Raw genomic sequence first — 13,654 nt, forward strand, 5'->3', positions numbered from 1 at the left:
GCGATACAATACAGCCCACGGGCGCTTGTTTGGGGTTGGGCAATGACTTCTGTAATTAATGTAAATTTACCAGAGCAGTCTTATGAGATTGCGATACCTTCTCTACCAGACGCTACGGCAACGGTGAGCGACGCTAACGCACCTTCGGGTTTAGATCAGCTGGGTCAAAAGATGGCCAGTCTCAAGCTAGGCAAAAAGGTATTGCTAGTTTCTAATCCGACGATTTTTAAGCATTTTGGCGAAAGAGTAATTACATCTCTGATATCTGCTGGATTTGAAGTTGCTAGTTGTACCCTACCACCTGGAGAACGCTACAAAACCCCCAATTCTATCCAAAAACTCTACGATATCGCCTTAGAAAACCGCCTAGAACGTTCTTCTACGATGGTGGCTTTGGGCGGAGGTGTGATTGGCGATATGACTGGCTTTGCCGCCGCAACTTGGCTGCGCGGTATTAATGTTGTTCAAGTGCCTACCTCTCTCTTGGCGATGGTAGATTCGGCAATTGGTGGCAAAACTGGCGTAAATCATCCCCACGGCAAAAACTTGATTGGGGCATTCCATCAACCGCGTTTGGTTTGGATTGACCCAGATGTGTTAAAAACCCTACCTATGCGTGAGTTTCGGGCAGGAATGGCAGAAGTTATTAAGTACGGTGTGATTTGGGATGCCGAATTGTTTGCCCAGTTAGAAGCAAGTAAACGTCTCGACCAACTCCGCTATGTCAAACCTGAACTGATAAATTACATATTAATACGCTCTTGTCAAGCTAAAGCTGACGTTGTTAGCAAAGATGAAAAAGAAGGCGGATTACGGGCAATTCTCAACTATGGACATACCATCGGGCATGCAGTAGAAAGTTTGACTGGTTATCGTTTAGTAAATCACGGTGAAGCGGTAGCCATTGGCATGGTAGCAGCCGGTCAAATTGCTGTGGATTTGGGACTGTGGCAAAAGGAAGACACGGAACGTCAAAATGCTTTAATTCAAAAAACGGGTTTACCGACTCAGTTACCAGATGGGGTAGATATTGAAGCAATTATTGAGGCGTTGCAGTTAGATAAAAAAGTCAAAGCAGGGAAAGTGCGGTTTGTTTTACCAAGGTCGATTGGTGTAGTAACAGTTACTGATGAAGTGCCATCGGATATTATTCGGCAAGTGTTACGAGGAATGTGAATAATTTGAAGAACAATTCAGGAGTCAGAATTCAGGAGTCAGAATAAAAATTAGTTGCTCTGTTCTTCAATTACGAATTAGGAATTACGAATTAATGAGCCATGATACTCCAAGCCAAAAATAAATTAACTTTGCAAGAGTTCTTGAATCTTACACCCAGCAAGGAAGATATCACCTACGAACTAGTTGATGGTCAAGCAATTCCGAAGATGTCACCAAAAAAATTCCACTCTAAACTTACCCGCGCCCTTCTCAATTTGATTGAGCAATGCTGCCAGGGTAAAGGAGAAGTTTGCCCTGAATTAGCTGTGGCATTAACCCGTCGAGGGCGAGATTGGATGCCAATACCGGATATTTTGTATATTTCTAATGAACGTTTACCCCCTGATTGGGATCAAGAAGGAGCATGTTCTGTTCCTCCTGATTTGGTGATTGAGATTATTTCACCCGGACAAACTTTTGGACAAATGGCGGCTAAAGCCAAAGACTATTTAGATGCTAAAGTCCTGCGGGTGTGGGTATTAGATAGTCAGGCGAGAAGTATCACTGTTTTTTATCCAGATGCAGCGCCACAAACTTATATGGGAGAAGAATTACTGACAGATTCTTTATTTCCGGGATTGGAATTCACTGTTGAGCAGGTGTTTCAAAAGGCAAAAATACCATTAGATACCGAATAGCACACTTTTTGACTTTTTGCATCTAGCGATCGCTGGACAGTCACAGCCCAAGACGAAAGCACCGTCATTTACCATCTAGAAGCTCTCAAGCAAGAAGCATCACAGCAATGGCAAAAAGTCAATATTTTGGCGCTGCCTACCACGGGAGAATTTACAATCTTAATCGTCTAGCAAACTCATCAACGCCTGAATTTCAACGTCTTGCGGCTCTGACAATTGACGCTGTAAGTTTAATAATTGATTCTGTAATGCTTCTGCCACATGGATCATATGAGATTCTTGGGCAATTTTTAGCTGATTTTCTTTAATTTTGATTTGTTTAAGGAAGTTGTTATCAACATGAATTGAATTGTAATGTTGAGCAATCATAGCTTTACATTTGTTATCAATCTATGGAGTGCAATTAAATTTATCACCTATGCATTATTCCACACTTTTTTGATTTTTTAAATATCTGGTAATTTAATCTTGATCGCTCGTAGTCTTTACGGGTATAATGTTCCTTTGATCAAGAGAATGACTATTGACGTTTCTATGCCTTGAAAGTGTGAGATTTTTCAATTATATAGGTTTGTGGGGCGCGATCGCGATCGCATAACGTAACGCCAGTTACTACAAAGCACTGCCTCACCTACGTAGAAAAGTTGTCGGTTATTAAATTTAGGCTAGTCAGCAAAAGTCAGTTGCGGGGGTTTCCCAATCTAGGTGAGTGGTGAATCTAACAGGCAGAAGGGAGTATAGTTTGTATAGTTAGCTTGTTACTGAAATTTTAGTTTGACACTAAGGAATTAAAAAATGTCTACTGATACTCATATAGTTGCTTACGTTGAAGAAAGTGAATTTGATGTTGTTTTAAATGGAAGTGAAGAGAAAGTCGTTGTTGTTGATTTTACTGCTACTTGGTGTGGTCCCTGTCGCCTGATCAGTCCTTTAATGGAGCAACTTGCCCAGGAATATAAAGGTCGCGCCAAAGTAGTTAAGGTAGACGTTGACAGCAACAAGCCGATTTTCAAAAAATTCGGTCTTCGCAGTATTCCGGCGGTTTTAATTTTCAAAGATGGTATTTTAGCAGAGACCATCGTGGGAGTTTCTCCTTACGAAGACTTTAGCAGCGCTGTTCAGAAGCTTCTTTAGCAATTCGTAATGTTCCCAGTCTGGAGGCAGCGATATTGCAGATGTGGCTGCCTTCCTCGCTTCATCTGAAAGCCGTTGGTTGACCGATCAATACCTTGATCTTACTGGCCAGTCGCATCTTTAGCGGCTAGCGATCTGTAAACGGATTGCTGCCTCCTTCACTTATTTACCTTGCCCATTGCTGCAAAATGTAAGCATAAAAAGCCTCTTTATCTACTTTATCCATCGCCGAAATTTTCCGACCACTAGGAACTACTTTAGTACGCCCCTGACTAAGGCCAGTAGTGATAATTTCTGTTTCCCATTGGCGCAATTCATAGAATTCTGGATGTCCCAGATAAGCCGTTGCCAAGACATCCCAAAAATAATAATCTTGGGGAATAACTAGTGCATAACATTGTCCAGCTAAATCCGAGATGGAATAGTGGCGTTGTCGTCCCATTTTTTGCACTAATTCTGATGTGACTGGGACATTGTTAGTCAAATCCAAAGAACACATAATAATTTCAATTTGGGTTTGCCATACCCGCGCTGCTGAAACTGCGTCCCAATAAACATTCCATTCGGCGGAACCGTCTTGTCCTGCTTCCAGACTTTTTTCCACATTCCCACCAACATTCAACGCCCCCCCCATCCACACAATCTTGTGAATCTTTGCTTCAATGTCTGGTGCTTTATCCAAAGCTACTGCAACGGTGGTCAACGGGCCAGTTACCATCAACGTTACGGGTTCTAATGCGTCACGTAACACCTGGATCATAAAATCTTGACCTGTTTCGGCAACCAGAGGGGTAACGATGGTTTCCCTTTGATTGAGAATGGGGAGATGGTCAACGATAAACGAATCACGGCGATAGAGAGTAGGAAATGGATTGATCCCGCGCACAGTGCTTTCTGCAACCGAGATATGAGAAAATCCCATCAAATCTATAATTTTACGTGTGGCGCTAACAGCCGGTTGAACGTAGCAATCTGCTGGAGTGACGACAACACCAAGGAGTTCAATATGATCCATCGTCAACAGCAGCATAGTTGCTAGATAATCATCTACACCGCCATCGTGATCCATTAATACAAGTTGTTTTGTCATAAAAGGAGATATTAATATGGATGAGTTTATGGAAGCTGCAATTCAAGAAGCAAAACAAGGCAGACAAGAAGGTGGGATTCCCATTGGTTCGGTTCTCGTCAAGGATGGCAAAATTCTCGGCAGAGGACACAATAAACGTGTGCAAGACGCCGATCCTGTTACCCACGCGGAAATCGATTGTCTCCGCAATGCTGGAAGAGTCGGCAGTTATAGAGGTACAACACTCTATTCAACTTTAATGCCGTGTTACCTGTGCGCTGGGGCAGTAGTACAATTTGGCATTAAAAAAGTCATCGCTGGAGAATCGAGAACTTTTCCTGGTGCTAAAGAATTTATGGTATCTCACGGTGTGGAAGTAATTGATCTTAATCTTGACGATTGCGAACAAATGATGAGTGAGTTTATTGAAACTAACCCTGAACTTTGGAATGAAGATATTGGGTATTGGGGACTGGGTATTGGGTATTAAGGTAAGAGTTGTTTTCCAGTCCCCAGTCCCTAGTCCCTACTCCCTACTCCCTACTCCCCTTTCCCTAAGAAATGCATCAAACGTAAACCTATCCGGTAGCGAAGTTTGTGCGCCTGATTTTGTCGCCGCTAAAGCACCGACTGCTGCACCCCAAACCACTGCTTGATGTAAAGAAAGTCCTTCAAAAAGTGCCGCCGCTAAACCGCCATTGAAAGCATCACCTGCGGCTACTGTGTCAAGCACATTAACCCGAAACGCGGGTACAAAAAACTTTTCCTCAGCCGTGGCACAAAAAACACCCTTAGCACCCAGTTTGACGATCGCACATTTCACACCCCGTTGTAACAAAACCGCAGCTGCTTTGGCTGCAAGTTCTTCTCCATCCACAGGAAAACCCACCAACTGCGCTGCTTCAACTTCATTCGGTGTCATAATATCTACTAATGTGTACAGTTCATCTGGTAAATTAGATTGTGCGGGTGCGGGGTCGAGAATTACTTTGATGTTTGCACCTTGTGCGGCTTTAGCAGCAGCAACCACGGCAGTAATCGGAATTTCTAGTTGTAAAAGTAGTGCTGTAGCTTGTGGTAACAAGTGGGATAATCGCTCTACATCTTCTTGATTGACGCGCCCATTAGCACCAGGAATGACGACGATTTGATTTTCACCAGTATGACTCACGGTGATGATGGCGACTCCAGAACTAACAGTTTCATCTACAAAAATGTTATGAGTCTGCACACCAGATGTTTGCAAATTGTTCACAAGTTCCGTACCAAAATCGTCTGCACCTACACGCCCAACTATCTGGGTAGGAATTCCCAATTTTGCTAATGCTACGGCTTGATTGGCTCCTTTACCTCCCGAAACTTTAAAAAATTCTTCTCCTAGCAACGTTTCTCCTGCAACTGGCAACCGGGGTGCTGTTGCCACCAAGTCTATATTGATGCTGCCGAAGACGATAATACTCATGATGCTGATTTCTATTGAGCTTAAAGTTATTTTGATTGATATTACAGGATGCGATCGCAAACTGCATAAATATCGCCCTTACTCAAGAACTTGCACGAGAAGTGCGATGTCTACGACGGGCTACGCCTACGCACTTCTTCGTTATGAGGCTAGGATATGTCACAATATCCTGTTTTGGGATTATCCGAAAACAGGTTTATTGTGTTCAACGTATATATATATAGTGCTAAAGCCAAGGCACAATGAAATTTGTTTTCAGTCAGGACTATCAAATATTCCGTCGCTGTATGATTGCGGCTCGTAAAGAAGCAAAACTAACTCAACAGACGCTTGCTAAATCCTTGAAAAAGCCACAATCTTTCGTAGCCAAATATGAAAATGGTGAACGGCGGTTAGATGTAATTGAGTTTCTGTTAGTTACTCGCGTAATCGGCGTAGATCCTTGCGATCTTCTCAGAAAAGTTGAACAAGGAATATCTGAAGCGTCTTGTGAGGAGGAGGTATGAATACACAGGATGTAATCAGGCAGCCAAAATCACTTTCAGTATGATCAAACCTATGTTGCTATGCTGGCATGGTTGCCTGAAAAAATTATCTATGGTAAGCCTCGTATTCTTGATGTATGTGTTGTCTCTGGTTTGTCGGTAGCTTTAGCTAGAGATATAGCGGTTCTCGGTTGAGTGAGGTACAAGAACCCCACCCCCAACCCCCTAAGAGCAAGCGAGGAGGGGGCTTAAGATGTACCTCACTAGATTGAGAAACGCTATACTCATTATCATAATCCGCCAGATTATCTGGTTTTGGAGCCAGAAGATACAACTCAAAGAACAGCAAATTTACAGCAGACAAACACTAGCGGTTATAAATTTAAAGGATCTATTCAAGAGTTTTTAGAAGCTCAAAAAATAGTTGATTCATGGGGGGTTGAAGGAAAAATATATAAACCAACTAGAGAATATCAGCACCTTTTACGTGAAATATTGATCCGGTACAAATACAGACTAGATACTAATTTTGCCAAGATGGATAGAATTGTGCATCCAGGTATGTTCACACATAACGTTAGGTAGTTTCTCGCTGATAGCTCTGCAAGCAACTGCTATTTGGAAATTTTTAGCTGTCATCAGTAACATCTTCATGTGTGGAAACGGGTAATGGCTGTCCAACAAACAATAAGCTGCTTTGTTGTAACTTCTCCTCAATTTGCCTTAACATTACTTCTAGCTCCACTCTTGGGCTGGTTTGTAGACCAAGACACTGTGCAATTCCATTCCCATCTGTACTCCAACGCTTTGTAAGTTGAATACGATAACCTGAAGCTTCAGCAAGCAACTCGTAGGAGTGAAAATGCATAGGATTTCCAAGACGAGCATCTTGAATATGTTCAAAGGAAAATTCTCGTTGCATATAATCAATAAGGCAATCTTGAACTACCAAAACAAGATGTTTGCTGAGATGTTCAAACGTGTGAATTTTGTGATGGAGTTGCATCAAGATTGTCTTTGCAGTCATTTTCCAGTTCATACCAAAACTTTTGCCCGATGCGACATCCACATCTCTCACTGAAACACCATGACGCTGGAGAAAACGTTGTCGTTCTGGCCAGACTGTTCCAGTAGTATCAAGAGTTTGCAGTTCAATGCCAATAAAATCGATGACTTTTCCTGAACGTACAGAAGCAAGACAGTAATCTATGCTGCCTCCTGGTACTGCAATTTCAGGAACAATCCGAAGTTCGTTACCAGGCTCATGAAGTGTCAATAAATGAATACAATCTGTAAAGATTTGACTACGCTCAAGAAGTCGAAACGGGCAGATAATAATATTCCGGGCTTCTCTACCGTAAGAAACTGTGCATGAGCCGATAGTAAGATCAGGCTCACTTTTCCTATTCTTGAGACATTTGCGAGATAGGAAAGGACAGTTTTGACTAGATGCAATATCACTCCAGATAAGTGATTGGTTTGTAGGATTCCCGTACAATTCGACAACTTTAGTCATGACAGTAGTCCACACCTTTCATGAGCAGCAGTAATGTATTCACCTGAAATATCAATTCCAATCGAGCTTCGTCCCAGTTGAAATGCAACCAAATTCGTTGTGCCTGTTCCTGTAAATGGGTCTAGTACAACACCAGATTGTGGACAGGTAGCAAGAATCGGAAGTTTACAGATATCTTCAGGGTAGGGTGCAAAATGAAGTTTCCGTTTTTGAGTATCTTCTGGCAAAATATCCCAGACATCGCTAGGTTTACTACCATTTGGGTGATATTTGAGAAAATAGAAGCCGCGTTCAGTAAGTTCACGCGCTCGTCCAGAAACCTTTGTTGAATCGGAGTGCGTAGTTCGTTGCTGACCGCGAATAATCATGCGAAAGTCAGATAATTTACCTAGTCGCACTTCCTGTAATATTTCACCAAGAGCCTTCAGAGCATTTGTACGTTCCAAATCACTAAGTGCTGTAGATAATTCAATTTGCCGACGATAGCGTACACCAGAAACGCCTGTTGCAGAAACTACGGAACCATTGACAATTTTGGCTTGTCTTGGCTTCGAGCGAATTGCATCAACATCGTAAAAATAGCGGTCTGTCTTTACAAAATGGAAAACAGGTTCATACACATTTCGGAGTTTGTCTTTTGCATTATCAGGTGCGCCTTTTACTTTATTCCAAATGACGCTATTGCGAAGAATCCAACCTTGTTTATCGCTCATTGCTAGTGCAACTCTCCAGGGTATACCAATCAGAGATTTACGCTGATATGTATCTCCGAGATTTAACCAAAAAGAGCCACTGGGTTTAAGAATTCGCTTTACTTCACAGAAGATTCCAAGCAAGTTATTGATATAGTCTTCCCACTTGTCTTCAAGACCAATTCCTCCATTAATGTAAGCTCTTTGTCCCCAATAGGGAGGAGATGTGATTACACAATCGATACAATCAGCAGGAAATAACTTTAGTAGGGCATAACTGTCAGCCTGTAAGAACAGTGGTGTGCTGTTTGATGAAGTGAGGTAATCCTTAACAGAACCTATATTCTTCAGAAGCTCGTTCTCCTCAATCATCGGAACACCTAGCGAATTCATCCTATTACTTTACTCGAGTTTGAAGGAGTTGTTGCTTTAATGATTCATTTGTCAGCCTTTGTAAAACTTGCTTCAACACCATCACCGTCCAATCTATATCAGCTTCAGTGGTATCACGCCCCAATGTGATGCGAATTCCGCCGAAAGCAGCTTTTTCAGAATAACCCATCGCTAACAATATCGGACTAGGGCTAAGTTTACCACTGTGACAGGCAGCACCAGCACTGATGCCGATGCCAGCAAGGTTTAGTTGTCGTACCAAGGTTTTACCGCTAAGTTTTTTCCCGTCGGCGTTTTCTAGGCACATACTTACATGGTGAGGTAAACGATCGCAGCCATCACCTGTAGCAATTAAACCGGGAATCTCAGCTAATTGGGCAAAAGCGCGATCGCGTAACTCAATTAAACGTGGTGTTTCTGTAGCCAATTCTTGCGCTGCTAATTCTGCTGCTACACCAAATCCGGCAATTATTGGTACTGCTTGTGTACCAGAACGTAGTCCCATTTCTTGTCCACCGCCACTAATTAAGGGCAATAATTCTACACCAGGACGCACATATAACGCCCCTGCACCTTGTGGTCCATATATTTTATGACTAGAAAGACTAAGTAAGTCTACAGGAAGTTGTTGCACATCTATAGGTAAGCGTCCCGCAGCTTGTACCGCATCTGTATGGAACAAAGCATCATGCGATCGCACAATTTTACCCAGTTCTGCGATCGGTTGCACTGTCCCAACTTCACTTTGACCGTAAATCACGGAAACCAACACTGTATTATGTCGCAACGCCGCCTTTAAATCTAGGGGATTGACTCTGCCTTTAACATCTACAGACAAGCGCGTAACTTCCCAACCCCACATTTCTAGCAACCTTACTGTCTCAGAAATTGCGGAATGCTCAACGCTGGAGATAATTAGATGTTGAGGAACAGCATACAACCGAGCCACACCCATAATTGCTAAATTATTTGCCTCAGTACCACCAGAGGTAAAAATGATCGATTCAGCAGTGGCGGCGTTAATTAAACCAGCAACTTGGACTCTAGCTTCTTCTACAACCGTTGCTGCCCGTTGTCCCCACTCATGTAAGCTGGAAGGATTGCCCCACTGTTGAGTGAGGACTGTTTGCATAACTGCGATCGCTTCTTTTCGAGTTGGTGTAGTGGCGCTGTAATCTAGATAAATTTGCATAAAACCGATAATAGTGAGAACACACGCTAGTAATAAACTGCTGAACTTGTTAGCATCTACAGCTTTAGTAGACAAACCCTGAAAAAATCTCTGTAATTCTGTGTGGATTTTTCCCTTTACTTGAAAAGTTATTTCTCTACTTAATTCAGAACCCAAAATTTTGGGAATTATAAATCTAGCGGTTCTCAATCGGGTTCAGTAGAGTTTTAACCTCACTTCTATTGAAGGGTAGAGGCTTTGAGTCTTACTCCCCTTCCCTTGTAGGGAAGGGGTTGGGGGTTAGGTTTTGTATTTAACTTAAGTGAAAACCGCCTTATATCCACTCCCAATCTACTTTTAACAGATTACAGTGCAACTTATCTCTAGACAAAGATATTTTTTATATATCTTTTTACTCATATTCTCCCTCGCTGGTTGTCAACGAGTCCAGTCCTTCAATCAGCGTCTAGCACCCTTACCACAAGATCCGTTAGTTCAAGTTTACTTTAACCATTCTGAGTCTTCAGAATACCAAGAAGCTTACCGTCAGCAAACTCGCCTTGGGGATGATTTAGAAAAACAGATTGTTGATGCTATTACCCACGCTAAATCTACAGTAGATGTGGCGGTGCAAGAATTACGTTTACCCAGACTTGCCCAAACATTGGTTGATAGACAAAAAGCTGGGGTAAAAGTCAGGATCATTTTAGAAAATACCTATAGCCGACCTTGGAGTAGCTTAACATCCACTGAAGTAGATAAGTTAGATAAAAGAGAACGGGAACGCTATAACGAATCTCGCCAATTTATCGATATTAACCAAGATAATCAACTTAGTCTAGCAGAAATCAATCAAAGAGATGCTTTGATGATTTTGCAGAATGCCAAAATTCCCTGGCTGGACGATCGAGCAGATGGTTCAGCAGGTAGCAGTTTGATGCATCACAAATTTGTGATTGTGGACAATCGGGTTGTAATTATCACTTCGGCTAATTTTACATTAAGTGATACTTCTGGTGATTTTACAAATTCCAGTAGTTTAGGAAATGCCAATAACTTATTGCAGATTGACAGTCCAGAATTAGCATCTTTATTTACCGAAGAGTTTAATATTATGTGGGGAGATGGGCTAGGAGGTCAACCAGATAGTCGATTTGGTTTGCAAAAGCCGATACGTTTACCTAAACAAATAACTTTAGGAACAAGCCAAATTACTGTGCAATTTTCGCCTACTTCTCCAACTCAACCTTGGAGTAACAGTAGCAATGGTTTAATTGGCAAAACTTTAGATTCAGCAACCAAATCTACTGATTTGGCGTTATTTGTGTTTTCCGAACAGCGTCTTGCCAATATTTTAGAAAAACGCCATCAACAAAGTGTGCAAATTCGGGCTTTAATTGAACCACAATTCGCTTATAGACCCTACAGCGAAGCATTGGATATGATGGGGGTTGCTCTCAGTAACAAATGTAAATATGAAATTGACAACCATCCTTGGCAAAATCCAATTACTACCGTAGGTGTACCTGTTTTACCCAAAGGCGATTTATTGCATCACAAATTTGGGGTTATTGATAGTCAAACAGTAATTACAGGTTCTCATAATTGGTCTGATGCGGCTAATAATGGTAATGATGAAACTCTTGTAGTGATTGAAAATCCTCTAGTTGCTGCCCATTATGTGCGAGAATTCGCTCGTCTTTATGCCAAAGTTAAACCCGGTTTACCACCAGCAATTCAAGAAAAAATTAAATTAGAACAAACACGGTGTCCCCAGATAAAAACTTCTTCATCAACTGAACTTAAAGAAATTCAAAAAGTAAATATCAACATCGCAAGTTTAGAAGAATTAGCAACTCTCCCTGGCGTGGGTAAGAAGTTAGCACAGCGAATAATATTTAGCCGTGAAAAGCAAAAATTTACATCTTTACAAGACTTAGAACGAGTTCCAGGAGTGAGTGCTAAGATGTTGGCAAAATGGAGCGATCGCGTAACTTGGTAGGGTAGCACAGCATTTTTCCTTAGCCCACGGAGGTGGGCTTTGTTTGTGTAGCCGCGAATTCTATTCGCCAGGGCTACGAGTTATATCATGTCCGCTTGATTGCTTATTAAACCCGAAGAACCCCACCCCCGCCAAAGCTATGCTTTGTCTCCCCTCCCCGCAAGCTCTTAGGGGCTGGGGGTGGGGTGTATTGACTGTGGTTAGCATAACTAATTATGCGGACATGATATTACGGAATAACGAACCGCAGAGGCAATAGAGTTGCCAGTGCGCCCTTGCGGTTAAGAGACTTGTTCGCGCAGCGTCTCCCCCTGGGAGAAGCAACTGGCGCGACACGGAGAAATCAGAGTTTGAGAGATATTTTGCGTAAGTCCTAGCGATATTTAAGATCGCTAGCTAGCTAAATCAACCAAACTGCGAAAATGCCCATTCTGAGAAAATCGTTCTGCGATTACTTGTTGATAAACCGCCTCATAGCCATCAGTCATGTGCCCAACGCTGAAAAGCTTTTCGACATACTGACGACAGGCGTACCGATCTAACTCTGTGACGCGATCGATAGCACTAATGCACTCTTGAATATTATTGCAGAGGAAACCCGTCTGACCGTGGGAAATTACCTCTTCAGTAGACCCCAATTTCATCGCAATCACTGGCGTACCCGAAGCCATTGACTCAATCATCACCAAACCAAAGGGTTCCCGCCAAGTGATGGGGAACAGAGTTGCTACTGCACCACCCATCAGAGCATTTTTTTGAGCATGGTTGGCTTCACCCAGATATTCAATTTGCTCCCCGTCAATATGCGGTTTAATTTCCTTCTCAAAATATTCCACATCAACGACATCGATCTTACCTGCCATTTTTAAATGCCAGCCAGCTTTTTTGGCAATTTCTATCGCTAAGTGCGCTCCCTTCTCTGGAGACATCCGACCTAAAAAAGCTAAGTAAGGAGGATCTTCTGGTTGGGAATGAAACTCATAACTGCTGACATCAATCCCGTTGTAAACCGTCGCTATCGAGTTCAAGCCTAACCTTGGTTCTCGTTGTGAATTGGAAATATTGATGTAGGGTTGTTTTTTACCAAAACTAAACATCTTTTCGTTGTCAGGGGTAAAAATACCGTGCAACGTATGAACTGTAGGGGTTTTGACAAGATTTGCGTAAGCCAGTGCCCCATGCCCGATATGAGAGTGAATAATATCAAACTCTTCTGCGCGTTCATACACCGAAGCGATATTCAACATCTCGTAAATGCCGTAATCTTTGATAGTCGGATCGAGTCTGAGGGCACGGGGATGAACAGATGTTAGTTTTGCCAGACTAATAGAATCTCCCGATGCAAATAAAGTTACTTCGTGTCCGCGCCGGACTAATTCATCAGTCAGTAACCCTACTACTAACTCGATACCACCATAAGCTGGGGGCGGAACTCTCTCCCACAATGGAGCTATTTGAGCAATTCTCATCACAATCTCCTAAAAAATAAAACTTGAATTAGAAGTTTTTTATTTCTGTTGTTTTAGTGCTTGTAATTGATTCACTTTGCATCAGAAAATAACTTCAGATACTAAGCTGATTAACAATTTCCTTCAAATCTTATGCTGTTACTTCTATATTTTTTATCTATCTTAGTACGGAAATCACCCACTACTAAAGAGGTAACTATACTCTAAACTATTAATTTTTGTTTGATTTTATGTAATTTTAAATAGAGATTTTTGGATAAACAGCAAGTTTATAGAATGGTCAAAAACTACGTTTAAATGGTGATAATGGGCGAAAAACCTCTATTACTACCTGTCACTCATCTGGTTTTAAAATATTAATTAAAGAATAAAGTGCGTAGACACTCTTTGGGCGGCTTTCCCTAC

General features: G+C 42.0%; 14 protein-coding genes. 7 read left to right on the top strand and 7 right to left on the bottom strand.

What is annotated here, in order from left to right; genetic code table 11:
* Positions 1-42: 42 nt before the first annotated feature.
* Positions 43-1,176, top strand: coding sequence for a 3-dehydroquinate synthase (aroB, locus tag V7K97_RS08765; protein WP_334800480.1), 1,134 nt, complete (start codon positions 43-45; stop codon positions 1,174-1,176).
* Between the two features lie 101 nt (positions 1,177-1,277).
* Positions 1,278-1,856 (top strand): Uma2 family endonuclease, encoded by a 579-nt coding sequence (locus V7K97_RS08770; protein WP_334800481.1) that lies wholly within the window; start codon positions 1,278-1,280, stop codon positions 1,854-1,856.
* A gap of 159 nt (positions 1,857-2,015) precedes the next feature.
* On the opposite strand, the gene V7K97_RS08775 is transcribed toward V7K97_RS08770, so the two are convergent.
* Positions 2,016-2,225, bottom strand: a complete 210-nt coding sequence (locus V7K97_RS08775; RefSeq protein ID WP_334800482.1) for a hypothetical protein — start codon at positions 2,223-2,225, stop codon at positions 2,016-2,018.
* Between the two features lie 426 nt (positions 2,226-2,651).
* Between V7K97_RS08775 and trxA the strand changes: the two genes are divergently transcribed.
* Complete coding sequence (gene trxA / locus V7K97_RS08780; protein WP_334800483.1) at positions 2,652-2,990, top strand: thioredoxin; 339 nt, start codon at positions 2,652-2,654, stop codon at positions 2,988-2,990.
* A gap of 166 nt (positions 2,991-3,156) precedes the next feature.
* Here trxA and V7K97_RS08785 read toward each other — a convergent pair whose 3' ends face one another.
* Positions 3,157-4,080, bottom strand: coding sequence for a nucleoside hydrolase (locus V7K97_RS08785; protein ID WP_334800484.1), 924 nt, complete (start codon positions 4,078-4,080; stop codon positions 3,157-3,159).
* A 16-nt stretch (positions 4,081-4,096) separates the two neighbouring features.
* Between V7K97_RS08785 and V7K97_RS08790 the strand changes: the two genes are divergently transcribed.
* A complete protein-coding gene (locus V7K97_RS08790) occupies positions 4,097-4,549 on the top strand; it encodes a nucleoside deaminase (protein WP_334800485.1) in 453 nt (150 codons plus the stop codon).
* Between the two features lie 36 nt (positions 4,550-4,585).
* On the opposite strand, the gene rbsK is transcribed toward V7K97_RS08790, so the two are convergent.
* Positions 4,586-5,521 (bottom strand): ribokinase, encoded by a 936-nt coding sequence (gene rbsK, locus V7K97_RS08795; protein ID WP_334800486.1) that lies wholly within the window; start codon positions 5,519-5,521, stop codon positions 4,586-4,588.
* 242 nt (positions 5,522-5,763) lie between these two features.
* On the opposite strand from rbsK, the gene V7K97_RS08800 reads away from it, so the two are divergent.
* Both V7K97_RS08800 and V7K97_RS08805 read left to right on the top strand, forming a co-directional pair.
* Positions 5,764-6,027, top strand: coding sequence for a helix-turn-helix domain-containing protein (locus V7K97_RS08800; protein ID WP_334800487.1), 264 nt, complete (start codon positions 5,764-5,766; stop codon positions 6,025-6,027).
* 294 nt (positions 6,028-6,321) lie between these two features.
* On the top strand, positions 6,322-6,591 hold the full coding sequence (locus V7K97_RS08805; RefSeq protein WP_334800488.1) for a hypothetical protein: 270 nt from the start codon (positions 6,322-6,324) through the stop codon (positions 6,589-6,591).
* A 43-nt stretch (positions 6,592-6,634) separates the two neighbouring features.
* Here the strand turns inward: V7K97_RS08805 and V7K97_RS08810 are convergent, their stop codons facing one another.
* The 3 genes from V7K97_RS08810 to V7K97_RS08820 all read right to left on the bottom strand — a co-directional run bounded on the left by V7K97_RS08810 (position 6,635) and on the right by V7K97_RS08820 (position 9,799).
* Complete coding sequence (locus V7K97_RS08810; protein ID WP_334800489.1) at positions 6,635-7,282, bottom strand: hypothetical protein; 648 nt, start codon at positions 7,280-7,282, stop codon at positions 6,635-6,637.
* A 236-nt stretch (positions 7,283-7,518) separates the two neighbouring features.
* A complete protein-coding gene (locus V7K97_RS08815) occupies positions 7,519-8,607 on the bottom strand; it encodes a DNA-methyltransferase (protein ID WP_334800490.1) in 1,089 nt (362 codons plus the stop codon).
* Positions 8,608-8,611: 4 nt separating this feature from the next.
* Positions 8,612-9,799 (bottom strand): cysteine desulfurase family protein, encoded by a 1,188-nt coding sequence (locus V7K97_RS08820; protein ID WP_334800714.1) that lies wholly within the window; start codon positions 9,797-9,799, stop codon positions 8,612-8,614.
* 349 nt (positions 9,800-10,148) lie between these two features.
* Between V7K97_RS08820 and V7K97_RS08825 the strand changes: the two genes are divergently transcribed.
* Positions 10,149-11,780, top strand: a complete 1,632-nt coding sequence (locus V7K97_RS08825) for a DUF655 domain-containing protein (RefSeq protein ID WP_334800491.1) — start codon at positions 10,149-10,151, stop codon at positions 11,778-11,780.
* Between the two features lie 392 nt (positions 11,781-12,172).
* On the opposite strand, the gene V7K97_RS08830 is transcribed toward V7K97_RS08825, so the two are convergent.
* On the bottom strand, positions 12,173-13,249 hold the full coding sequence (locus V7K97_RS08830; protein WP_334800492.1) for a glycosyltransferase family 4 protein: 1,077 nt from the start codon (positions 13,247-13,249) through the stop codon (positions 12,173-12,175).
* Between the last annotated feature and the right edge of the window lie 405 nt (positions 13,250-13,654).

This window comes from Nostoc sp., from assembly GCF_036917815.1.
In the GTDB taxonomy this organism is placed as follows: domain Bacteria; phylum Cyanobacteriota; class Cyanobacteriia; order Cyanobacteriales; family Nostocaceae; genus Nostoc.

Bases quoted from the DNA above. Each gene is read 5' to 3' on its own strand.
- aroB (WP_334800480.1), top strand. From the start codon at position 43: ATGACTTCTGTAATTAATGTAAATTTACCAGAGCAGTCTTATGAGATT.
- V7K97_RS08770 (WP_334800481.1), top strand. From the start codon at position 1,278: ATGATACTCCAAGCCAAAAATAAATTAACTTTGCAAGAGTTCTTGAAT.
- V7K97_RS08775 (WP_334800482.1), bottom strand. From the start codon at position 2,225: ATGATTGCTCAACATTACAATTCAATTCATGTTGATAACAACTTCCTT.
- trxA (WP_334800483.1), top strand. From the start codon at position 2,652: ATGTCTACTGATACTCATATAGTTGCTTACGTTGAAGAAAGTGAATTT.
- V7K97_RS08785 (WP_334800484.1), bottom strand. From the start codon at position 4,080: ATGACAAAACAACTTGTATTAATGGATCACGATGGCGGTGTAGATGAT.
- V7K97_RS08790 (WP_334800485.1), top strand. From the start codon at position 4,097: ATGGATGAGTTTATGGAAGCTGCAATTCAAGAAGCAAAACAAGGCAGA.
- rbsK (WP_334800486.1), bottom strand. From the start codon at position 5,521: ATGAGTATTATCGTCTTCGGCAGCATCAATATAGACTTGGTGGCAACA.
- V7K97_RS08800 (WP_334800487.1), top strand. From the start codon at position 5,764: ATGAAATTTGTTTTCAGTCAGGACTATCAAATATTCCGTCGCTGTATG.
- V7K97_RS08815 (WP_334800490.1), bottom strand. From the start codon at position 8,607: ATGAATTCGCTAGGTGTTCCGATGATTGAGGAGAACGAGCTTCTGAAG.
- V7K97_RS08820 (WP_334800714.1), bottom strand. From the start codon at position 9,799: ATGCAAATTTATCTAGATTACAGCGCCACTACACCAACTCGAAAAGAA.
- V7K97_RS08830 (WP_334800492.1), bottom strand. From the start codon at position 13,249: ATGAGAATTGCTCAAATAGCTCCATTGTGGGAGAGAGTTCCGCCCCCA.